The sequence below is a fragment of the Mobilibacterium timonense genome (assembly GCF_900155555.1).
In the GTDB taxonomy this organism is placed as follows: Bacteria; Bacillota; Clostridia; order Peptostreptococcales; family Anaerovoracaceae; genus Allobaileyella; species Allobaileyella timonense.
Window position 1 is genome coordinate 140,199 of the sequence record NZ_FUHN01000008.1, and the last position, 22,226, is coordinate 162,424.

At 54.3% G+C, this 22,226-nt stretch carries 17 protein-coding genes and 1 tRNA gene; 7 read left to right on the forward strand and 11 right to left on the reverse strand.

The window, feature by feature from the left end:
- Window positions 1-148 precede the first annotated feature (148 nt).
- From BQ7382_RS06665 to BQ7382_RS06695, 7 genes are all read right to left on the reverse strand, one after another.
- On the reverse strand, window positions 149-1,780 hold the full coding sequence (locus tag BQ7382_RS06665; RefSeq protein ID WP_077391347.1) for a polysaccharide biosynthesis protein: 1,632 nt from the start codon (window positions 1,778-1,780) through the stop codon (window positions 149-151).
- Window positions 1,781-1,882: 102 nt separating this feature from the next.
- Window positions 1,883-2,911 carry a sugar-transfer associated ATP-grasp domain-containing protein gene (locus BQ7382_RS06670; protein ID WP_077391348.1) on the reverse strand — a complete coding sequence of 343 codons (1,029 nt, stop codon included), beginning with the start codon at window positions 2,909-2,911 and terminating at the stop codon, window positions 1,883-1,885.
- 244 nt (window positions 2,912-3,155) lie between these two features.
- Window positions 3,156-3,812: a pyroglutamyl-peptidase I gene (gene pcp, locus BQ7382_RS06675; RefSeq protein ID WP_077391349.1), complete on the reverse strand. Its 657-nt coding sequence runs from the start codon at window positions 3,810-3,812 to the stop codon at window positions 3,156-3,158.
- Between the two features lie 42 nt (window positions 3,813-3,854).
- On the reverse strand, window positions 3,855-4,832 hold the full coding sequence (locus BQ7382_RS06680) for a M29 family metallopeptidase (protein WP_077391845.1): 978 nt from the start codon (window positions 4,830-4,832) through the stop codon (window positions 3,855-3,857).
- Window positions 4,833-4,892: 60 nt separating this feature from the next.
- Window positions 4,893-5,840 (reverse strand): DUF979 domain-containing protein, encoded by a 948-nt coding sequence (locus BQ7382_RS06685; protein WP_077391350.1) that lies wholly within the window; start codon window positions 5,838-5,840, stop codon window positions 4,893-4,895.
- A gap of 28 nt (window positions 5,841-5,868) precedes the next feature.
- Window positions 5,869-6,549, reverse strand: a complete 681-nt coding sequence (locus tag BQ7382_RS06690) for a DUF969 domain-containing protein (RefSeq protein WP_077391351.1) — start codon at window positions 6,547-6,549, stop codon at window positions 5,869-5,871.
- Window positions 6,550-6,600: 51 nt separating this feature from the next.
- Window positions 6,601-9,915 (reverse strand): M14 family metallopeptidase, encoded by a 3,315-nt coding sequence (locus tag BQ7382_RS06695; RefSeq protein WP_235847972.1) that lies wholly within the window; start codon window positions 9,913-9,915, stop codon window positions 6,601-6,603.
- Between the two features lie 207 nt (window positions 9,916-10,122).
- On the opposite strand from BQ7382_RS06695, the gene BQ7382_RS06700 reads away from it, so the two are divergent.
- Window positions 10,123-10,722 (forward strand): TetR/AcrR family transcriptional regulator, encoded by a 600-nt coding sequence (locus BQ7382_RS06700; RefSeq protein ID WP_077391353.1) that lies wholly within the window; start codon window positions 10,123-10,125, stop codon window positions 10,720-10,722.
- Between the two features lie 51 nt (window positions 10,723-10,773).
- Here the strand turns inward: BQ7382_RS06700 and BQ7382_RS06705 are convergent, their stop codons facing one another.
- Both BQ7382_RS06705 and BQ7382_RS06710 read right to left on the reverse strand, forming a co-directional pair.
- The gene (locus BQ7382_RS06705; protein ID WP_077391354.1) at window positions 10,774-11,214 is read right to left on the reverse strand and encodes a hypothetical protein; all 441 of its coding nucleotides are present in this window, start codon (window positions 11,212-11,214) and stop codon (window positions 10,774-10,776) included.
- A gap of 101 nt (window positions 11,215-11,315) precedes the next feature.
- Complete coding sequence (locus tag BQ7382_RS06710; protein WP_077391355.1) at window positions 11,316-12,389, reverse strand: sulfurtransferase; 1,074 nt, start codon at window positions 12,387-12,389, stop codon at window positions 11,316-11,318.
- A gap of 356 nt (window positions 12,390-12,745) precedes the next feature.
- Between BQ7382_RS06710 and BQ7382_RS06715 the strand changes: the two genes are divergently transcribed.
- Window positions 12,746-12,821, forward strand: a tRNA-Lys gene (locus tag BQ7382_RS06715).
- A 461-nt stretch (window positions 12,822-13,282) separates the two neighbouring features.
- Here BQ7382_RS06715 and BQ7382_RS06720 read toward each other — a convergent pair.
- The gene (locus BQ7382_RS06720; protein WP_077391356.1) at window positions 13,283-13,837 is read right to left on the reverse strand and encodes a LemA family protein; all 555 of its coding nucleotides are present in this window, start codon (window positions 13,835-13,837) and stop codon (window positions 13,283-13,285) included.
- Window positions 13,838-14,029: 192 nt separating this feature from the next.
- A complete protein-coding gene (locus tag BQ7382_RS09545; RefSeq protein WP_159437252.1) occupies window positions 14,030-15,967 on the reverse strand; it encodes a DUF2207 domain-containing protein in 1,938 nt (645 codons plus the stop codon).
- Window positions 15,968-16,249: 282 nt separating this feature from the next.
- Between BQ7382_RS09545 and BQ7382_RS06735 the strand changes: the two genes are divergently transcribed.
- From BQ7382_RS06735 to BQ7382_RS06755, 5 genes are all read left to right on the forward strand, one after another.
- Window positions 16,250-17,596 (forward strand): LVIVD repeat-containing protein, encoded by a 1,347-nt coding sequence (locus tag BQ7382_RS06735; RefSeq protein WP_077391359.1) that lies wholly within the window; start codon window positions 16,250-16,252, stop codon window positions 17,594-17,596.
- A gap of 382 nt (window positions 17,597-17,978) precedes the next feature.
- Entirely contained in the window at window positions 17,979-19,355 is a 1,377-nt protein-coding gene (locus BQ7382_RS06740) for a Mur ligase family protein (protein ID WP_159437253.1), read from the forward strand.
- Window positions 19,352-20,053 (forward strand): hypothetical protein, encoded by a 702-nt coding sequence (locus tag BQ7382_RS06745; RefSeq protein ID WP_077391361.1) that lies wholly within the window; start codon window positions 19,352-19,354, stop codon window positions 20,051-20,053. Before BQ7382_RS06740 ends, BQ7382_RS06745 begins: the two co-directional genes overlap by 4 nt.
- A 45-nt stretch (window positions 20,054-20,098) precedes the next feature.
- On the forward strand, window positions 20,099-21,094 hold the full coding sequence (locus tag BQ7382_RS06750; RefSeq protein ID WP_077391362.1) for a sugar-transfer associated ATP-grasp domain-containing protein: 996 nt from the start codon (window positions 20,099-20,101) through the stop codon (window positions 21,092-21,094).
- 815 nt (window positions 21,095-21,909) lie between these two features.
- The gene (locus BQ7382_RS06755) at window positions 21,910-22,218 is read left to right on the forward strand and encodes a hypothetical protein (RefSeq protein WP_077391363.1); all 309 of its coding nucleotides are present in this window, start codon (window positions 21,910-21,912) and stop codon (window positions 22,216-22,218) included.
- Window positions 22,219-22,226: the final 8 nt, after the last annotated feature.

The following is a 22,226-nucleotide window of genomic DNA, read 5'->3' on the forward strand; positions in this document are numbered from 1 at the left end:
CACTGACCTCCAGACCAGTTCAACTGCTCTATGATCTAAGATGCACTCCCCCCATCGACAGGGGATTGTGCATAATTATACGTTTTAATGATAAGAAATGCAACATTAAATATATTGTATTTGATTTTGTGTAATCGCCGCGGACGGCCTAGCCCTTGAGGTGGAGCTTTCTCATGATGGAATCGAGTTTTTCCTGCCCCATGAACCTCCCCAGGGCACCCGACTTATATGCAAGGGCGAAATACAGGATGGATGCCAGGACGCCTGCCACGCCGAACCTGATCACCTTGGTGATCCACCTGTCCGCATCCGGGATCAGGTACTGGTATCCCGCCATGAAAAGGCTGATCACGATCGTCCCCGCGATGCTGGCCACGAGCGCCCGCACTATAGGGCCGTAGTCGAAGTGGAACTCCCTCTTGAGAGATACCATCACGATGGTGAGAGACGTGGACACTCCGATAATAGTGGCGAACATGGATCCGATATACGGAGGCAGACCGATTTTATCCAGCAGGATGATGATCGGGATGTCCAGGCATATGTTCACTATGATTCCCGTGAACTCGTTCACGTATACGATCTTGTATCGCTTCATGCCCTGGAGCATCATGTTTATCACCAGCTGAAGGCTGAAGAAGATGCACACTATGGCCATGACCGCCGTCACCAGACCGCCGTAAGGGCTTTCCCCGTAGAAGATGTAGTAGACGTCCTTGTTGAAGGCGATTATCACCGCGGCCAGCGGGATCTCCACCAGCAGAATGGTGTTGATGGCGGTGTTGAAGTTCCTGTTCAGCCCCTGGAAATCCTTGTCGACGTAGCTGTTGACCACGAAAGGGACGATGCTGGAGCACAGGCTTAGTGCCAGGGCTGTCAGCAGCACCGTGATCTTCGGGGCCCAGGTGATGACAACGCTGCCGAGGAGCTCGCTCTTCTCCGCGCCGAAGCCGACGATGTAAAGGCCCTTTACCAGGAGCTTCAGGTCCGTCATCTCGTATATGTTCTGAGCCAGTGCCACCACGATGACCGGGATGGCATATGTCACTATCTTCTTTACAATGGTCTTGCTGGAATCGGTCGCGTCGTCGATGGACGTGAACCCCTCGCTGATCTCCTCTCTGTTGCGGTGGATCTTGACCTGCAGATACAGGAGAGCCGCCGCTCCGCCGAGGACCGTACCCGTGAGGGCGACCGCAACGCCCACAGGCACCGGTGTGTTGAGGATATTCAGCGCGACGTATGCTCCTACCAGGGCTACCGCGACCCTGACCACCTGCTCGATCAGCTGGCTCAGGGATGAATTTGCGACGTACCTGTTGCCCTGGAGGTATCCCCTGGTGACGCTCAGGTACGGGATCACCAGCAGGCAGAAGGAAAGGGTCCTCACCACCAGCTTGATGCTCTCGATGGACGTGCCGCCCTCGATGTCGCCAACGAAGAACTTCCCTATATCGGCGGCGAAGACGAACATCAGGAGGAACGCTATGGTGGACACGATCCCGATGAACCTGTATGCGATCTTTATGGTCTTTTCCTTGTCGTTGTACAGCTTCATGGCGCTGTACTCCGCCACTATGATGCTGACGGCGGTCGGTATGCCGCTCGTTGACAGGTTGAGGAAAAGGTTGTAGACGTTATACGCGTACGAGTACAGCACTCCTCCGGACGTGCCGATGATCTTGTAGAACGGGATGACGTATACGGCTCCCAGCACCTTCGTGGTGATGATTATGATGTACGCCACCAGTGTCCCTTCCAGCAGTGAGTTTTTCTTCATATTTCTCCAGTATTCTCGGGCTCTTCAAAAACAAAGAACAGGGCACGGCCACTGTGGAGTCCTGATGCTCCGGGGCCATGCCTCAGTTGTCATTTTCTGATCTTATTTGTACTTATAGCTCGGCACGATCTTCAGGATGTCAGGTATCACACCGATGGTGCTGTCGCTCTGCTTCGGCAGCTGCATATAGTCATAGGAAGAATAGTTGTTCCCCTCTATGATGGCCGGCCCGTCCGGCGTAATGGCCATGTCCCAGCCTACGTACCTCGCCTGAGGTATCTCCATGGCTGCCCTGAGCGCCATCTCCCTGGCCTCCTCCCAGAAAGGGACCTTGAAGCCGATAACGTTCTTGTGTGTCACAGGGTGCTCTGTGTAGAACCTGTCCAGCGACGTCTCTCCGCTGTGGAACGGATAGTTGCATATGCCGGTCTCCAGATCCACCGGCGCATGCATCCCGAACACGTCCACCACCCTCTTTTCCAGGCCGAACTTCAGTGCCGCAAAGAACAGATACGGCTTTCCGTCGTCTCCGATCAGCGTGATCATCCTGACGGTGTTCAGGCAGTACGGGTTGATCTCCTGGAGATCCGGGTGGTTCTCCAGAACGTCCTCGAGAACGCCGAAGCCCTTTTCCCTGACGTAGGCGCAGAACTGGTCCGCATCCCGGAAATCCTTCATGTAGAGCTTCTCCGCTCCCGTTCCGCAGGAGAGGTCCTTCATTTTTGCAAAGGTCTTGTCCCTTCCTGCAAAATACTCCCTGATCTCCTCGTCCGAGGCGCTCTCCACGTCCACGAAGCTGCGCTTCTCGTATTCAGCGAACCTCTCGTCGAACTCGTTCTTGTTGTCGAAAAAGTGGACATACTCCGGATCGTTCATCTGTGTTACCAGCGCCTTGCTGCGGAACCTGGTGATGTACGTGTCCCTCGTGGCGTCGTCCAGCTTCCAGAAGTGGTACGTAGTGTAATCGTTGTAACCGCTTCCGAATTTTCTGGCGCAGTGGATGATGTCTTTCAGCAGCCAGGCCTTGCTCCTGCCCGAAATGCTGTGGATGTAGCTGAGTTTTTCATTCAGCTTGGAGAACCTGGCTCCACTCAGTACTCTGAGCCTGTAGGATAGTTTCGTCGCTCCCATTTGTGTTCCCTCTTCCAGACTGGTCATGGATCTGTGTGCGGATCTATTTGTCTGAACGCAGGTCCGCGGATGGCGCGGAGCCCTGTGAATCACGTAATTGTATATTATTATCGGAAGTATTTCAATTCACTTTATTTACTAATGCCAATTAAAGCCACGAGAAAAGGGTGTCCTGCGCTTCGCAGTTCACCCTTTTCTCAGTTCTTATGATGGAACAACAGCTGATAGCTAAAACAAAGCGCCGCTAGTGTGTGGCACCCGCCGCCTCGACCGCATCCTGCCTTATCCCCTTCAGGTCTTTTACCAGGGACTCGACGCCTGCCTTCAGTCCTGCGGCTATGTCCTCTGCGGACATACTCGGCGCTCCACCCTTGATGTTCAGCGTCTGCTGCGGCAGGAACGGCACGTGTATGAATCCGCCCTTCATCGCCGGGTATTCGGTGTTTATCAGGTGCATCAGGCGATACATCAGATCGTTGCACACGAATGTTCCAGCCGTGTACGACACCGATGCCGGTATGCCGGCGTCCTTGATGCTCTTCACCATCGCCTTTATCGGGAGGGAAGTGAAGTAGGCAGTCGGGCCGTCCTCTTCCACCTTCTGGTCGAAAGGCTGGTTCCCCTTGTTGTCAGGGATCCTCGCCTCCATGAGGTTTATCGCCACCTGCTCGATGGTGATCTCGTTCCTCCCTCCGGCCTGACCGACGCATATGACCGCATCAGGCCTGCAGGCGGACACCTTTTCCCTGAGCACCTCTCCGTCGAGGCCGAACACCGTCGGCACCTCCACCTTCATAATCTCGGCGCCACCGATGACGTCGGGCAGTTTCTTCACCGCCTCATAGGCAGGATTGATGTTCTCTCCTCCGAAGGGATCAAACCCCGTGATCAGTATTTTCATCATAATTTCCTTTCTTTCACTTCCGCATGCACTTCCAGCTTCCTAGTACACCTGAGGCTCCGGGACGATTATCCTGCCGAGTGAGATGAGCTTCCTGTTGTCTGCATACAGATCCGGCTTCCTGGCTATCAGGTCGAAGTGGCCCGAGGCCTCGTGGACTCCTCCCAGGGCGATGTTCCTGCCGAATCCGATGTGAAAGGTCCCGTAGGCGGACTCATCCTCGATGTAGCAGTTCCCGGTGCAGCAGCTGAGAGAATTCAGGCCGATCCCCAGCTCGCCGGCGACATACATCTCAGGGTCTCCGTAGCTCTCGAGATACTTCTTAAGCCTGAGCCCGTCCTTCGTCTCCTGGATCCCGGTGATCCGTCCCTCGTGTATGAGGATCCTGAAAGGCTCTTCCACCCGGCCGATGTAGCCCAGTGATCCGTCTACCACCATGACCCCCTCGGTCTTCGTCTCCTCGATCGGCACGTAGACCTCGATGGAGGACGAGGAGAAGCCTTTTCCCGCTCTCACGTCTCCGTTGAAGAAGCCGGGCGTCCTGTCTTTCTTGGAAAAAGTGAGTTCCGATCCGCCAGGTGTGGCGACCCTGATGACGGTGGCGTCGTCGAGGTACTTCTTGAAGATCTCCGCCATCAGCTTGCTCTTCCCCGTATCCATCTTCAGGAATGAATACTCAAGGACGTACCGCCCGTCGTTCGTTGAACACGGGAACGACAGGAACCTGCCGCCCCTCTGGATCATCCTTTTCACAGAGGTCGTAGTCACTATGGAATACGCGGTAGCGCCCACCACGACATCGTAGGGATCGAAAATGTCCTCTTTTTCGTCGAAGTACACCGAAGTGGTCTTCCCGTTGTCCGGACAAATCATGATCTCCACTGATGAGGCATAATTGCGGAACGCCCTCTGCATGATCCTTGCCACCAGGGAATCCCTGTCGGTGGTCACTATGAGGACCTTATCCTTCGCACGGAGATGCAGCCACCTTTTTCCGATGATGGCCGCATTCTCTTCCATCGCTTTTTTTCTTCCGTCAGAAACATCCATAGATAATCCACTTCCGGTCTGATCAATAACTTACTTGCAGATGATCATGTATATGATCTGGAAAACTATGAGGAACAGTGCAGGTACGATCTGATTCTTGATGACGCCCCACTTGTCCTTCATGTCCAGCATAGCTACAGGAACGATGTTGAAGTTGGCTGCCATAGGCGTGCAGAGTGTTCCGCAGTATCCGCATGTCAGCGCGATCATTCCGATGACCACAGGATCCGCACCGTAGTTGAGGACGAAAGGTGCTCCGATGCCCACTGTCATCACGGTGATGGCGGCGAAGCCGTTGCCCATGATTATGGTGAAAAGCATCATTCCTATGGCGAAAACGATTATACCCACGTTCACATTCCCCTGCGGTATAACTTTTCCGACCAGTGATGCGATGACGTCACCGACGCCAGCTGCCGTGAAGATGGCGCCCAGGGATGCCAGGAGCATAGGGAGCATCGACAGCGGTCCTACTGCGGACATCAGGCGCTCCGAGTCGTTCAGGAACACCTTAGGCGTGTTGTCCCTGTCGAAGGCGATCAACAGGATGATCGAAACTATGATGCCGGCTCCGATACCGACGATGGCACCGATGGCAGGGAGGAAAATGGCGAACAGTATTGCGAAAACACCTATGGACAGAGCCGGCAGGAATACCTTCATTCCGACCTTGTCGAACATCGCCTTCATGCTCTTCTCCGACGGTGCATCGACCTTGCCGATCTTGACCTTCTTGAAAATGGCCGGTATGGTCATGATGAGGACCAGAACGCCCACCGCCTTAGGTGGGATCCACCGGCCGAAGGCCAGCACCACTCCAAGGGTGCACCAGAACAGCGCTGTGCCGAATCTGGACGGGTTTTCCTTGTCGCGGGCGTTTTTTATTCCCGTATATAGCGTTATCAGGCCTATGACTATGTAGATCACTTCCAGGAGCTTCTGTCCCGTAGTGAAATCCGAGCTGGTGAAGAATGACATGATATTTCTCCTTTCACGCTGCGTTAAACTACTTCTCGTCGCCGTAATACTTTTTCCTGAGCTTCTTGTCCTTCAGGTAGTAGTAGATGATGCCCACCGCCACCGCGAAGATAGCAACAGGGATCTCCGCCTTTGCCAGGTCGAGCAGGCTCACGTCATATCCGAGAGGCGCCAGCGTCGACTGTACAAGAAGTCCTCCGGCACCGCCTACGAACAGCACCTGGCAGAAGAACCACGCGATGTTCTCCATCCCGGAGGCCATGCCCTTAAGCTCCTCCACGTGCTCTTCGTTCGGCTCGTGTCCCTCGGCCTCGATAGCACCGATGGCCATAGGCATGATGATAGGCCTTACGAATCCGGCTACACCACCGAAGCTCACGTTGAAGGCTGCGAAAATCCCTCTCATGATGCCGTATGCTCCGATGACCTTTCCTGATGATGCGTTCTTGACCTTCCCGATCAGGTGCGCAGCCGCGTTCTTGAGGCCGTTCCTCTCCAGCGTTCCTGTCACCAGCATGATGAGGATGAAAATTGCCATGCTCCGGTTCGCAACAAAGCTGGTCCCCAGAGTCTCCAGCAGTCCGCCTATGCCGAGTCCTCCCAGCAGAGCCGTAGCTACTGAGGCCACGACTATGATGAGGATGGAATCCAGCTTCAGGGCGAACCCCACGATAACGATCAGAATTCCAAGTAATACCAGATAATGCATGATGATCCTCCTTCGTTATTTAAAGCCTCCTGAGAGGCTATTCCAGTCGTCTCATTGCGCGATCACAGGTCTTTTTCTCACGTGCTTCACGGCTGCCGCTCCGGCCCCGAGCTCCTCGCGGTTATCGTAGACCTTGCCGGCCTTCATCAGCATATCCACCACCGCCAGGTCGTGGACAAGATGCGCCCTCGCACATGAATGGAGATATTCTCCCTGTGCAGTTTCGTCTGCCACCTCACTGACGTAATCCACGCTGAGTATCCACGGGTACCTTATAGACGGGTACCTGTGTGTCGGGTCGTATACGTGAGGTATCCAGTAGGTGATCATGTTTTTGTAGTAGGACGCCGGGAAAAGCTTTGGCATCCAGCCGTGAGCGTACTTTTCGAACTGTCTCGCCCACATCAGGTTTTCCCTGGTGATCTCCTCGTCGGCCAGGAAGGCGTCCGCTATCACATCCTCCATCTTGTGGCAGAGGTCCAGGCTGCTCCTGTACTCGTCTCCGGCTATGTGGAAGAAGTATCCGTATAGCAGTGACCTCGGGAGCCAGAATCCCTTGAAGGAAGGGGATGTGTACCCGGAGAACTGCTGTTCCCACTCGTGGCTCGGCACCCCGTGATCGTCCACTATCACGTCAGGCAGGAGTCTCATGAAAAGGCGTCTCAGGCTCACCGCTTCAGTGTGTATCGTGTGGATCTTGAAGTGCTCGTAATAGAACTCCTTGCCGATGGCGTTGAACCTCGCCACGTGGAACTTCCAGTGTGGATTTTCCTTCTGCAGCTCATAATGGATCGCGGCACCATCCACATTTTCCACAGGCACTATGGCCAGGTTCACGTGTTCCGTCAGGTCTCTGTATTTGCCCTCTGTGAGCAGAGCCTTTATCAGCATGAACGCTGAATTGGTGCTCGACACCTCGTTTGCGTGATGCCTGGAGGTTATGAGCTCCGTAGGATATTCCGTTATCCTCTTCGTCCTTGAAACATACCCTCTTCTGTCCGGACTGAATTCCACGGCGTATATAGATCTTCCCTTATAGGATCTCGCCGTCCTGTATACCTTCAGTCCACCCACGTGTTCAAGCTGCCTGATGACCGCCATGTACTCTTCATAGCCCATCAGCTCGTTTTCGGCTATGTCCACGTCACGGATGTCTATGTTTTTCTCCGGGACCGCCGCCGGGCTGACCGCTGCCCTGTATTTCCCAGAATCCGTGCGGAATTCCACCGCATCCACATCGTCGATCTCGCCGCCAACTGACAGGAGTCCTCTATCCATAAGTGCAGCATAGGATGAAACGAGTTCATCAGGAACACCCGCCACATAAACAGATGCGATGACCTTTTCTTTTTCTGAATAGAGTTTCTCAAGGCGGATATCCAGGTCGTCGTAGTCGGCCAACCTTGTTATGACCGCCTTCTCTGTCTTTATCTCCGGCTGGTCTGACTGCTGGGCGAACACGGATGCCTTTACGTATGCTCCCCTGCCGTTCACCTTCCTTATCCTCGGGAGGATGAGACCCGGTGCGTCGGTGATCTCACCGCATTTCTCGTAGCCGTAGTTCTTGAAATAGTCCGTGCCCACGAAGTACATGTCCTCGTGGAGCCCGTCCAGAGACGACAGGAGATCCTCTCTGGAATTCAGGCGCTCATTAGGCTCGCTGGTCTCCACCTGTATTTCCAGCTTGTTGAAGAAAGGCTGCAGGTCCGGGAGCTCGTCCTGTCTGCCGGCGGTCTTGCTGTCCACATATTCCCGTATATCCGGCAGTATCTGCTGCTGATAGACGTCCCATATCTTCTCAACATCAGTTTCTATGCGCTCTTCGCAGGTGAGCTCTCCGTCCCGGAAGATCCTGATGTATCCGGTCGAAGGATGAACGAGTCCCATTTCCTTGTAGGCGTCAAGATAAGGTCTCTCATCCCATGCTGCCTTGTACGTCTCCGACCACAGGGTATTACCCGCTTCGTCCATGGCCGTGAAAAGATATGTTATGTCCTGATCTCCCTTGTATTCGCTGAAGATCACATCGTCACCGGAGATCCCAAGGCCCTCGACGAGGATATCCTCCACCGGATAGAGCTCCTGAAGGTATCTGATCGGGAGATCATACCATCTGTCCGGATCCCCATTTCCTCCGACGTTCGTGTATGAAGGGGTGGCTCCGTCCTCATCATGCCACTCCGTTTCCCCGGGCTTCAGGAACGGCTTGAAGGCTATCTCCACCCGGGAGATGTTCTTCTCGCCATGCGCCCTCTCCTCTGACAGGAGTTCAGGTATCACCCGGTCCTGGATCCAGGAAAAGCCCTGTTTATACGAGCAGTAGACTCTCACGTCGGTGCCCGCCGGAGCGAGCTTTGCGATGTATTTCTTCAGCTCTTCTCTTACGCTGCCATCCTCGCTGACCGCAACGTCGATCCTCAGGTCGCCTCCACTCTCCTTTTCCATGAGCGATGTCAAGCGTTCCTTCAGGTCGTCCACCTCCCAGGAGAGGTGATACTCCTTTTCGTAGACCTTCTTCTCATCCTTGTAGCTCACAAATGAAAAATCCGGGAACGCATTTTCCACTTCCTCTCTCCTGCCCGGACGCATGTCTATCTCGGGATCCACGAAAGCCTTACCGCTTGCGGCGAACGCATCGGCGTAGGCAAGCTGTCCATCCAGGGTGTTCATCCGGAGACCTTCTCCTATCTCCTGGAGCCTGTCGCTCCAGTCGTCGAACTGGCCCTGGTACGGGAAATTCTCGCACATCCGTGCGACGAACCTCACCAGATGTTCCGGCCGGCCTTGTATTACGACTTCGATACCGCCTTCATTCCTCTGCCAGGCGATCTCTTCTCTGGGCCCGCTCTTCACGACGACCTTGTTGCCGTCTATGTTCCGATCGCTGCTCAGGAGCCTGCCGCTGTACGCCGTAACTTCCATGCCCCAGCGAAACGCCAGGTTGCAAGCAGCGTCCAGCACAAAGGGCTCATCCGAACCGAGGATCAGGTGAAAATCCATTTCGTCCGGCAGCTGATCAAGGTCCCTGTCTACCAGCAGGTCGCCTTTGGTGAAAAGGGTCTCGAGGCCCTTCTCCCTGCGCCAGTCGAAGTCCGGCATAGGCCGTGCCTGGTCCGACGCTGCTATGTATCCCTCAGGGTGCACACCGGATGAGATCTCTTCATACTTATCAAAGTCCTCATAGGTATCCGGCACCTTGATCCCGCATTCTGACGAAGTTACCGGGAATTCTGCGGCTTCTGTCTGGAATCCCATGAACCTGGCGAATTCCACTGCCCTCTCCTGGTATTCCAGGCTGCTGTCCGGCTCCAGCAAAATTGCTTTGTCCCACTGTCTGATCACTGTCTCGCCACCTTTCCGGATCAAAGATTGCATTTCGGAAACAGTTTCATATAATTTATATAGTACTGTGTTCCGTATTGTGTTCTATGTTTGAGTACAGTTTACGCGGTCGTTAAACAAGTGTCAATATGCCCGAGCACAAATGTTGTCGGTTTTTTTGCGGAAAATAAGAATGTAAAACGCATAAATCACTGGTAAAATGAAGCCCTGATCACGAAAGGAAGGTATTAAATGCGAACGACAAGAAATACCGCCAAGGAAAAGATAATAGATGCCGCCTGGGAACTGTTCCAGGAGGTCGGATACGAAAACGCCACCGTCAACGATATAATCGAGAGGTCAGGGACCTCCAGAGGCGCCTTTTACCACCACTTTCGGGCCAAAGAGGACCTGCTGTTCCAGATGGCCTGGTATTTCGACCAGGGATATGAAGGGTGGCTGGAGGATCAGCCGGAGGATCAGGATCCGATCACCACGCTCTACAAATTCCTGATATACACAATGGAGGCAGTAGAAAACAGCAAGTACAAAGAGTTCCTGTCTCAGCTCTACGGCTACGAGGTCATGACCGACGGGAACCGACCTATCATCGATGAGCAGCGCCTCTATTTTCAGACGCTGCTGAAGCTGTGCGCCGAGGCGAGGAACGAAAAGCTCATCTCCGAGGACTGGTCCGAGTACACCCTGGCCAGAACACTGGCGGGCCTCGGGCGAGGTCTGACGTACAACTGGCTCCTGGAAAGATGCCGGTATTCCCTCACCCGCACCGCAGAGCGGGTCTTCAAGTCCCTTCTGAAGAGCATCTCCACCATCGACGTAGATCTTAACTAGAGTAAAAAAAGCGGCTGGACTCGTAACGTTGCGAGCTTCCAGCCGTTTTCTTTATGCGTCGTTTTTCGATGTTTCGCCGCGCTTTTTCCTGCCTGCAAAAACCGCTATCAGCGCGAGGACTATGCCTCCCAGTCCCTCGCACAGGAGGATGAAGTAGTAGGCGTGGTTATCCGAAACGCCGGAGATGGCTCTGAAATGGAAAAACCACACTGCTGCGCACGCTGCCGCAAAAACCGTGACGGGAACGTAGATCCGGAGTTCTCTTTTTCTGGCCACCCAGCGGACGGCGCCTATAGCGATGAGCACCAGCATGGCCACGCCGAGGGCGAGCACCATGGTGTCGAGCGGGTATTTTTCCATCAGCGCGGCGGTGTTGAAGTTCACCCATCGGTTCATGCCGAGTTTTGCGGCAGTGTAGTAGTCGATCTCGTAGGCACCGACGAAAAGTCCCGCGCTTATGACGTAACAGAGAAATAGTAGTACTTTTTTCATGGTGAAACCTGCAGCTCCTGTAAAATCAAAGGAACGGCGTCGCATCAGCATGCGGCGCCGTGTTTCAAACTATTGGCTGACTGCAAAGGATATCGTTGCTGTTAGTTCTTTGCAGCCTTGTCTGTCGGCAGCTGAGAAACTGTTGTGTGCTGGCAGTTGTCAGAAGCCGGATCGCCTACCTGTACAGGATTGTCTCCATACATCTGCCACTCGTACCAGCCGCCGTCGTATACGGATATGTTGTCCATTCCCTCCTGATAGCAGATCAGGAATGGAACGCAGGCTCTCCAGCCTGTTCCGCAATAGAATGCCAGGTGGTTGTCCATGGTGAAATCGACGTCCTTCCAGAGGCCGTTCTGCAGTGTCTTCAGGTCTACGACCTTGCCGTCCTTCATGTATCCGTTTACATCTGCGGCAGAATCAGCGCCCTTGCCCCATACGGCGCCTTCAGGCTCGCCTGCTCTGTCGATGTAGGAATATCCGCTGGTCTTTCCGAGCCACTCAGCCTTGGACCTGATGCTGACGAGCTTGAAGTTGCTGTCGCTCTGGAGCTTGGCCTTCGCGTCTGTCATGGATGTCCAGTACTCAGAGTGTGCAGGAACTGCAACGCCGAAGTCTGTTGCTGCCTTGGCCTTGTTCACATCGGTCTCTGTGTCGTAGCCGGCATCCTTCCATGCATCCAGTCCTCCGTTCAGGACCTTAACGTCCTCGACGCCGTCATAGATCATCCCGTATGCGACACGGGCAACTCCGGACGGATCCTCTCCGTACAGTACGACCTTGGTGTCCTTGGTGATGCCGTGCTTCAGCAGGTTGGCCTCGATCACCTCAGGCTTCAGCAGGTTGTAAGGCTCCTCCTGGGAACCTACGGCATCCTCGACATCCGTGTCTCCGATGAGCATCGCTCCAGGAACGTGTCCCTTCTTATAAGACTTGCTGTCCTTGAGCTTGCCTGTGTAAGTTACCTCGAATACCTTGACGTTCTTGTAGCCCTTGACCTTTCCGTTCTGAGCCGCGTTCACCCACTGAGGTGAAACATATACAGTCCTGGTGGAGACGTCCTCGACCTTTGCGTCGCTGTCGCTCTTCTCGCTGCTAGAACCGCAGCCGGCGAGAGCCATGGCGATCATGACGCCGCTGATGGCCAGCACCAGGAATTTCTTCCATTTTTTCATTCGTTCTTCCTCCCGAAAAAGTATGTCGCAGTAAGCGCCAGTAGTCTGACTCCGGTTATGGTACAATATTGCCGGCGTTAATGGAATTTGTTTTTTACACGTGAGTATGTAAGCGCTATTGGAAAAATCAATGTTTCTGGTGAGATGCATTTCACGGATGTTACAGACTTCCTGAGGTCATCCGAATCAATATTCCTCGTGATCGTGGATCGCCCCGGCACTTCCGGGTCGCCAGACCGATCTTGCATGGCCGGCAAGGCCAGGTTCCGCAAAAAGTAAAATAAGTTTAAAAAATTGAAAATTTCACTTGACACCGCACTTTACCGGTAGTATTATAATTGAGCGTTCAGCGTTGCGCGTCATTAGCTCAGCTGGCAGAGCACCTGACTCTTAATCAGGGTGTCCAGGGTTCGAACCCCTGATGACGCACCAGTTCAAAAGCCTGCAACTCAAGGGTTGCAGGCTTTTTTCGTGCCTGAAAAAAGAGCCCTTCAAGGGCGTCATTTGGCGTGTTTCAGCACGGGAAGTGTGTCATTTGGTGTGACATTTTTTTGAGGATACATATACGAACCATACATGAGCATACATAAAACATACACCGCTCCATATGCTTATGATGGAGATGTCTGAGGTCGAAGTCTCAGGCATCACAGTTCTTCCACGGTAGTTCGAACATCTTAAGGTTGCAGGCAAAGGCCCGGTCTCATGACGCGCATAGGACTATAGCGATCCGAGAGTCGTGAGACCAAAAGGCACTAGATGCGAAAATATTCATGCCAGCCCCGGGGTCACCACGCAAAAGGCCGGATCAGGATCTGCATGTGATCCTGGTCCGGCCTTCTTTGTTTGCGAACATTTATTAGCGCAGTCTCTTTGCTCTGAAGTCACAGGCTCTAAGCCCCGAAGTCTACCTTTACGTTCTCGCGGCTGGCGGCGTCGGTCTCAAACATAGGCTTTTTCTCGTAATGGAACATAGAAGCGATTATGCTGCTCGGGAAAGCCTGCACCTTGACGTTGTATTTCTTTACCACGGCGTTGTAGTACTTGCGGGAGTTGGCGATGTCCTCCTCCACCTTCTGGAGCTGTCCCATGAGCTCCTGGAAGTTGGTGTTCGCCTTCAGGTCCGGATAGGCCTCGGCCACGGCGAAGAGAGAACGGAGCGTGCCGGAGAGCACGTTCTCATTGGCGAGCTTCTCGGCCGTGGAGGAAGAGTTTCCTACCGCTGTCCTCGCAGCCGTAACGGCGTTGAGAGTCTCCTTTTCGTGGCTGGCGTAGCCCTTCACCGTCTCCACAAGGTTCGGGATGAGGTCGAAGCGCTTCTTGAGGTACACGTCCATGGTGGAAAAAGCTTCCTCACAGTCGTTGCTGCTTTTTACGAACCCGTTGTACATGGCTATGACGGCCACCACGAGTACCGCGATGATGATACCAACGATGATAAGTGTCATAAGTTCTCCTTTCTTACGCGCCTTGCGCGCCTTACGCGCAGCTCTCCGGCGATCCCGCCAGGACTCTGCGACAGTTCACATTGATTTCGACAATTCCAGCGGTCCAGGCCGCCCCGACTTTCAACGACGCTCCACTCAATGCCGCCGGCCGCTCAGGCCGGACCGGCTGCGCCGACATTGGAAACGATTTTTTTACCAGGCGCCACCGCCGCCTCCGCCGGATCCACCGCCGGAAAAGCCGCCACCGCCTCCGGAGAAGCCACCGCCTCCCCAGCTGCCTCCGCCGCTGTCCTGAGATATTACGACGTTGCCGGCAGACGCCGAAAGATTGCTGACCATTGAGTTCATCACCATGATGTCGAACACCCAGTTGTCGCCGACGCCGTATGGATCGTACCAGTCGGGTTTTTCAACCGGTATACCCTCGAAATTCTTCGCCCACTTCTTGGTCAGGCCCAGAACGTAAGCATACGGCAGGATGTTGTAGAAATAGTCCGGATCCTGCTCCACCAGCTCGTTGAGTTTCGGCAGCTCGGCGTCCCGGATGAAGTTCCGGAAGCCTTTTATCCTGCCGAGCATCCTGGCGCTCCACTCCGTCCTGGATCTCATGCCCACCATCAGCACGGGTGCCACGATGAGGAAGATATACAGGGCCGTGGCCGCCTTCTGGTCGGTCTCCCCCAGCTTGTCGCTGCCGATCAGCGCGGCGAAGATCGTGCCCGCAACGAAATAGACTATCCCCCAGGCCACCAGCCTCGAAACGGTCGAAGCGCCGCTTCGGCTGAACCTGTACTCGTTCACTTTTCTGAACTTCAGCATGAGGACAGACAGGACCCCAGAGCAGATCAGTCCAACACCGAAGCCCGCCAGAACGGAGCTCTGCAGTTCGCCTTCCCTGTACATGGCCAGCAGCGTCAGCAGGAACACGACGGCGCCATACAGGACCGTCCCCACCACGCTGGCCACCTTGGACTCGCGGGAATAAATGCTCCTGGCGCCCGAGAAGGAATCCTCCGTCATGGTCTTTACCTGATCGTAGGCGCTGGCGAGCCTTTTGCCGGCATCCTCCATACCCACGGTGTATCCGATCTCCCGGGAAGACGCCTTCTTTCCGAAGATGCCCCGGAAAAAGGTTTTTACATTCTTCGATTCTTTCTCCGGCACGTCGGCGGCCTTGATGAACTCGTAGTCCTTCTTCGATTTTTCCTTTATCTTGAGATATCCCTTGGAGGCCAGGTAAAAAAACATGGCAGTTACGTCCTTCCTGTCCACATTTCCGTCGATCAGACATCCCACCTCGACGGGATCCAGCCCTTCAGGAGAATAGAATTCCACAGGCTCCGCGAACCGGGGCTCCCTGCCCCAGCGCAGCCGCATGAAGAGCATGGCGCACAGGGCCGCCGCTATGACCCCAATGGCCAGACGACTCGTCCATTCCAGGTTCATGGCACCCTTCCAGTATCCTTCAGGTACCGAAGCCCGGATAGTCGCCCCTGCACCCTCCGGCAGGCCGTAGGCTTCGTAGGTTATGCGATGGTTATCCAGGTCGTAGTTCCAGGTGCCGTACTCCTGTCCGGTGCTTCCGTAGGCGCCCACATAGGTTTTGATGTCGTTTTCATCCAACTTCAGGTCGGACGGCAGTGTCACCGCCACGCTGGCGTGTCCGATGTCCGTCTGCCATCCGGTCGGCAGCAGGTCCGTGTAGATGTCGTTTGAGGCCCCTCTCTTCTCTATGCAGGCCAGCTTATATTTTATGGTGTAGGTCTTGCGCCCCGTGACGTAGCTGTCCGCATCACCGATGCGTATGACCTGGTGGCCGTCCTGCTTTTCCACCTCATAAGGAGCGCCGCTCACCCTGATATTCATGACCCTGTAGCTGGCGTCCATCGGGATGTCCCTGTAGATCCCGTGACGCGCCTCCTGGAAGTCCACGGTGATGGTCTCCGTGTAATCGTAAGTGTAGTCCTTGTTTACCTTGACCTTCACGTCGAAGCTATCCGTGGTGTACCCGGTCCCGGTATCGCCGTGTGCCGTCCACGTCCCGGCAAAGCCGCAGACCAGTACTGCCAGCAGCGCGACCAGAACGCCGGTCAACGCGACGGACGAAAAGATCTTTTTTACTCGTTCCACAACGCCTCCCTTCGGTAAAAGTGCAAAACTTAAGATGATTTTTTCTTAATTTCTCCGTGTTGTCAAGAAATTCTGACTTTTATCAGGTTTTCTTAAGTAAAGCAGGTTGGGGCTCATAACTTTTTTGCATGAAGGTGTTTCGAATTTCACATTTCCATTTTGCCCGGGAAAAAGGCTATCATATATGAGGTCAAAGAACCTTTTTCGAGATTTCCGGAAAAGGTCGGTCCGCCCGGCCGGCGGTAGCGGCAGGCGGCGTGAGAAATCGAAAAGGAGAGATCTATGAGAAGAACAGAGATGCTGATGAAGAACATGGAATACATCGGCTACAACGATCTTAATAAAAAGCCCGGATTCCAGATGGCGATGCACAAGACGAAGGACGGCAGATACTTCATCTACACCGCCTGCTTCCGCGACAACGGATTCAACATCGTGGAGGTCACAGATCCCGCGAGCCCTGTATCCAAGTGGGTAGAGGGAGACTGGATCGGAGAGGTCCACGACGGGCAGAGCCTGGCCAAGATCCAGGCCGCAGATGGCAAGCTCATCGCATGCTGCGGCGGCACCATGAGGGTGCTGCACGGCACACACGAGCAGCCGTACTGGGGCGGCATCAAGGTATACGACATCGAAACGGATCCATGGAATCCTAAGTTCCTCGGTCAGTTCGAGTGCGAGGACGGACCTGGAGTCCACAGGAGCTTCTACAGTGGCGGGAAATACGCCTATATCATGGGAAGCAAGAGGAACTACCTCGGCTACATCCTGAGGATCCTGGACATCTCCGATCCTGCCAACATCGTGGAGGTCGGAAGCTGGTGGGCAGACGGCCAGTACCTGGGGAACAAGAAGGCGTCAGCCATCCCTGAGGTCGGCACCGAGCCTTTCATGAAGCTCCCTAACGGCCACGCCATCACGGTCAAGGACGACGTGGTATACGCCGCGTTCCCTAACGTGGGATTCTGCCTCATCGACGTCAAGGACAAGACTCGCCCGAGGCTCCTGGGAAACGTTCCGCTGAACCCGCCTTTCGCGAACGGACAGGCCGGCGCGGCGTGCCACACCGCCATGCCTCTCGGCGACAGGCCTTTTGCCATCGTAACCACAGAGGGAGAGCGCCCTTGGTACTTCGACAAGAACCGCACCGAGGGGATGTTCCACAACATCACGAGCCAGCCGATGAACATCATCGGAATGATCGAGACGGGCGACATGGAGAACCCGAGCCTGATCTCCATCTTCCCTTATCCTGAAGTTCCGGAGGGATACAAGAAGTGCCACGGCGAGAACTTCAACATCATCGACGGACAGCGGGTGGTATTCGGACCTCACAACATGTTCGATGCCTTCGGCCAGGACTGCTACGAGAACAGAGACGACAGAGTCTACAACTGCCACTTCCAGGCGGGCCTGAGAGTATACGATGTATCCGATCCATTCGTTCCAAAGGAGATCGCCTACTTCATGCCGCCTGATCCAGAGGGCACATGGTTCGACATCGAGGATGGCACGCTCTTCCCTGGACCACACGTCGGTATCGCAGAGGACTGCCTGGTGGACGACAGGGGCTACATCTATGTGGACACATACCAGGACGGCCTCTATATCGTGAGGTGCACGCTGTAAAAAAACAATTAGCCATTGGTATCAATATAAGGAATGAGGGAGCGGCCGGAGCCGCGGGAGATGCCCGCGACCCGGCTGTTCTTGTGTTTTTTGTGCGGCTGTTCTGCCGTTCTGCACCAGCCGGCCATCCGGATCGTCCGACACCGCCCAGATCCGTACGGATCGTCACCTGTTCATCCGGGATAATGACATTTTCACACGGATCACAACCACAGACGCCGCGGCGATAGTATAATATTTGTTTGTGTTGAATGTTTTGTTACACTGAGCTGGCGATCTTCGGTCACTTTTCTCAAGATCGTTTTCGAACACTTCAGCTTTCATCAAGCAGTCAACAAAAAATAAGACTATGACCACACTTGACCATATAAGGAGGAAATTTATGCTGCGATTCTATTTTGCACTCTGGGTCTCGAAGCTGGCAGCCTGGGTCCTCAAACTCAGGGGCCGGGAGCGGGACGACAGGCCGGGACTGCTGGCCAACCGGATCTGTCCTGATTTTCTGGCGAAGATCCGCAAGCCGCCTCTGGTGATAACCGTCACAGGCACCAACGGCAAGTCCACCACCACCGCCCTGCTGAACAACAAGCTGGTGGCCGAAGGAAAGAAAGTATCCTTCAACGACTGGGGTGCGAACATGAACGCCGGATACGCCCTCAACCTCATGAGGTGCGTGAACATCTTCAACAAGCCGGTGTACGATGCTTCCATCCTCGAGGCCGACGAGAGGCTCCTGGACAAGACCATGGGGATGATCAGGCCGAACTACATCCTGGTCACCAACATCTGCAAGGACTCCCTGAGGAGGAACGGCCATCCGGAGTTCATCTTCGACATCATCAACAGGACCTTCGATGAGCTCGGCGACCACACCACCGCCATCCTGAACGCCAACGACCCGATCAGCTCTCAGCTGGCAGACCACTCCCCGAGGGTCTATTTCGGGATGTCGGACATCGGGGCGCACCCGTTCGAAAACCGCGTCAAGGACATCGCGGTCTGCCCTAAGTGCGGCAGCGAGATAAAATACAACTACAGGATCTACCGCCACATCGGGGATTTCTACTGCCCTGACTGCGATTTCAGGACTCCTGAGTCCAAGTACTACGTGTCCTCTGCGGACCTGAAAAACAGGGTCATGACCGTCGTAGAGAACGGCGAGGCGTGGGAGTACCCGCTCATCTCCGATGCGGTCTACAACGTGTACAACGTGCTGTCCTGCGTGGCGGTGCTCAGAGAGCTCGGAGAGTCCAAGAAAGAAATTTCTGAGTTCCTCAAGACACAGCAGGTGACCAAGATCCGGGAAACCTGCAAGGAATACAACGGCATCAAGTACTACACCTACGGCGCCAAGAGCCAGAACGTCAGCGCGGCTTCTACTGTTTTTGAGTACATGGCAAAGGAGCCTTCCGACAAGGATCTGGTCCTCCTCATGGACGAGGTCCAGGACGGCAACCACCCTACCGAGACCCTGACGTGGCTGTACGAAACAGACTTCGAGTTCCTGAACAGCCCTAACATCAAGAGGATCATCGTCGGCGGCCACATGTACCTCAACCACCAGCTCCGCCTGCTCCTGGCCGGAGTGCCGAGAGAAAAGATCGTGTGCGTGGAAAATGAAAGCGACATCCCGCAATACGTGGAGAGAGAGGGTATCGAAAAGGTCTACGTGCTCTTCGAGATAGACTTCCTCTTCAAGGCACTGAGGATGCGCGACGCCATCGTTGAAAAAGCCAGAGAGGAGGACGCAAGAGCATGAAAAACGTAGAACTTCTTTTTCCAGAGCTCTGCAACATCTACGGCGAGAGCTACAGCGTGACCTATCTCAAACGCTGCGACCCTGAAAACATCAACGTCATCGAGACGAACCACAAGACGCAGCCGGCCTTCGTCACACAGGACGTGGACATGATCTACCTGGGGTGCATGACCGAGCGGAAGCAGGAGATGGTGATCCAGATCCTGTCGCAGTACAAGGACCGGATCCGGGAGCTCATCGACAAGGGCGTGATCTTCCTCATCACCGGAAATGCCATCGAGATCTTCGGCAACGAGATCCGCGACGGCGGCCGCACCATCCCGGCGCTGGGACTCTTCGACTTTTACTCGGTGAGGTACATGGACAGGGAGCGTCACAACTCCCAGTTCATCGGCAACTACGGCGACCTGAAGATGCTCGGACACAGGAGCCAGTTCTCCTTCGCCTACGGCGAGTTCGAAAACAACTTCATCGACATCGAGAAGGGTATCGGCATGAACCCGGACACCCGCAGAGAGGGCATACACGTGAACAACTTTTACGCCACCTACTCCCTCGGGCCGTTCCTGATCCTGAACCCGTACTTCACCAAGGAGCTTCTTGGAAAAATGGGGCTGGATCAGTCGCTGTGCTTCGAGAAGGAGATCATAGACGCGTACGAGTACAGGCTCAACGAGCTGAGCAGGAACATGAAATAGGACTGGAGATCACGATCTGACGACAGATCGAATTTGGGGGAATAAATGATAAATCCGAAATTTCTGCTGAAGCGGATGAGAGGAGCCAACTATCAGGGCTTCATCGACTCCGCGAAGAGAATAAGCAATATCAATCACAGGCCCTGGCCCGTGAACCTGGCGGACTGCCTCATGTGCACGGCCAGGTACGGCAGCGGCTACGTGGATTACGAGACCTTTGAGATGTACCGGATGAACGGCCGGGATAGGGCCAACGTCCTGACCATCTCGAAGAACAACGATCTCGTGAAAAGGCTCAACGACCAGAGTTACAAGGACTACTTCGAGGACAAAGCTCAGTTCAACAAGACTTTTGACAAGTTTATAAAGAGAGACTGGCTCTATCTGAAGGACCACACCTACGAGGACTTCGTCAGGTTCATCAGCGGCAAGGACCAGATCATCGTGAAGCCTCTGGGTCTCAGCTGCGGCCAGGGGATCGAGATGTACCGACCTGCGGAGCATGACCCTCGAGAGCTCTATGACGAGCTCATGAAAAATCAGGCCTATCTGGTCGAAGAGGTCGTTGTCCAGAGCGATGAGATGGCGGCTCTCTGCCCTTCTTCCGTGAACACCATCCGTCTGGTGACCATCCTCAACGGCGACAAGGCCAGTATCGTTGCCGGCTGCGTGCGCATGAGCAAGGGCAATGCCTTCGTGGACAACTTCAACCACGGCGGGCTGGCTGCGATCCTGGACACAAACACTGGAAAACTGGCCACCGACGGCTACGACAAGTGGCGCCACACCTACGTCACCCACCCTTCCACGGGTACCGTCATCAACGGTTACCCGATCCCGATGTGGGACGAGGTCAAGGATCTGGTTCGTGAGGCCGCAAAAGTCGTCCCTCAGATCAGGTACGTGGGCTGGGACGTGGCCATCAGCAGGGATCACGGCCCTCTCCTCATCGAGGGGAACGAGTTTCCGGGGCAGGACGTGACACAATATCCGAAGCTCCACCTCGGGACATACGACGTGATGCTGGCGGCGATCAGCTAGCGTGTCTATGCGGATGCGCCCCGGCTAAACGGGTGATGTGGCAATGCGGCGGCATCCCAACGAAACGTGTGATACGCAATGTGGCGGCATCTGCGGGGCGATCTGTAGATAGAATATGAGAAAATGTGGCATCTGTGCTCTTCTTAATTTCAGGTTTTGCGAAATTGCGGGAGTACAGATGCTTTTTTGTTTTGTGCGGCCCCGAGGACCGTTCGCAGCGCGCACCTCTTTTTTCCCATGGCATGTGCGATACTGCGCATATCATGGAGCTATCTCGGTTCCACGGGATCAGTCACTTTATTATTTTCCGTGGAACCTGTGGAAACCTCTCTAGGGAGAATGCCACGGAATCTATCATTATCTTCCTTTCCGTGGCTTTTTTTATAAGACATGTTCCACGGAATTCAGACCTTTATCATTTTCCGTGGAACCCGTGGGAACCTCTCCGGGGAGAATGCCACGGAATCTATCATTATCTTCTTTTCCGTGGCTTTTTTATAAGACATGTTCCACGGAATTCAGACCTTTATCATTTTCCGTGGAACCCGTGGGAACTTCTCTGAGGAGAATGCCACGGAATTCGGTACTGCGATCTATATCGTGGAACTCGATCTTAACAACGACAACTCTGACCCGATAACTTTGACACGCCAACTCTGACTTGCAATGCAATCTCCATTTTCCTCCTGCTGCACCGGTAAAATACTTATATCAGGTGACGGCGGAAATATCTTGAAAACTTTGAACCTTTCCGTGCACAGCAACCACTATATTATGAAAGGCCGATCCCAGGTTTAATCAGGAGGAGCGATAATATGAAGACTAATGCGAAAAAGGAGATCGAGCTTGCCATCCTGGCCGGCGCCATGGCCCTGGTTCTGGTGCTTACCGGATGCGGAAGTGCTCTTGAAAATGCGAAAGACGATGCAGACAAGTACATAGGCGCAGTGGATCTCAAGGCATATACAACAGAGGATCAGAAAGGCATCAAGTCGCTGCAGTCCGACACGAGGAAAGCTGTAGATAAAGCCAAAGACGAAAAGAGATTGCATAAAAAAAGAGATGGCATTGCGCCATCTCAAAAAATGCTACTGAAATCTTACATATTGTATCTGTATTGTTAGAGAACAGT

Excerpts from the sequence above, each read along its gene's own strand:
- BQ7382_RS06680 (WP_077391845.1), bottom strand. The coding sequence starts at position 4,832 with ATGGAAGAGAATGCGGCCATCATCGGAAAAAGGTGGCTGCATCTCCGT.
- BQ7382_RS06720 (WP_077391356.1), bottom strand. The coding sequence starts at position 13,837 with ATGACACTTATCATCGTTGGTATCATCATCGCGGTACTCGTGGTGGCC.
- BQ7382_RS06700 (WP_077391353.1), top strand. The coding sequence starts at position 10,123 with ATGCGAACGACAAGAAATACCGCCAAGGAAAAGATAATAGATGCCGCC.
- BQ7382_RS06740 (WP_159437253.1), top strand. The coding sequence starts at position 17,979 with ATGCTGCGATTCTATTTTGCACTCTGGGTCTCGAAGCTGGCAGCCTGG.
- BQ7382_RS06665 (WP_077391347.1), bottom strand. The coding sequence starts at position 1,780 with ATGAAGAAAAACTCACTGCTGGAAGGGACACTGGTGGCGTACATCATA.
- BQ7382_RS06710 (WP_077391355.1), bottom strand. The coding sequence starts at position 12,389 with ATGAAAAAATGGAAGAAATTCCTGGTGCTGGCCATCAGCGGCGTCATG.
- BQ7382_RS06685 (WP_077391350.1), bottom strand. The coding sequence starts at position 5,840 with ATGTCATTCTTCACCAGCTCGGATTTCACTACGGGACAGAAGCTCCTG.
- BQ7382_RS06735 (WP_077391359.1), top strand. The coding sequence starts at position 16,250 with ATGAGAAGAACAGAGATGCTGATGAAGAACATGGAATACATCGGCTAC.
- BQ7382_RS06670 (WP_077391348.1), bottom strand. The coding sequence starts at position 2,911 with ATGGGAGCGACGAAACTATCCTACAGGCTCAGAGTACTGAGTGGAGCC.
- pcp (WP_077391349.1), bottom strand. The coding sequence starts at position 3,812 with ATGAAAATACTGATCACGGGGTTTGATCCCTTCGGAGGAGAGAACATC.
- BQ7382_RS06750 (WP_077391362.1), top strand. The coding sequence starts at position 20,099 with ATGATAAATCCGAAATTTCTGCTGAAGCGGATGAGAGGAGCCAACTAT.
- BQ7382_RS06755 (WP_077391363.1), top strand. The coding sequence starts at position 21,910 with ATGAAGACTAATGCGAAAAAGGAGATCGAGCTTGCCATCCTGGCCGGC.
- BQ7382_RS06690 (WP_077391351.1), bottom strand. The coding sequence starts at position 6,549 with ATGCATTATCTGGTATTACTTGGAATTCTGATCGTTATCGTGGGGTTC.
- BQ7382_RS06705 (WP_077391354.1), bottom strand. The coding sequence starts at position 11,214 with ATGAAAAAAGTACTACTATTTCTCTGTTACGTCATAAGCGCGGGACTT.
- BQ7382_RS06745 (WP_077391361.1), top strand. The coding sequence starts at position 19,352 with ATGAAAAACGTAGAACTTCTTTTTCCAGAGCTCTGCAACATCTACGGC.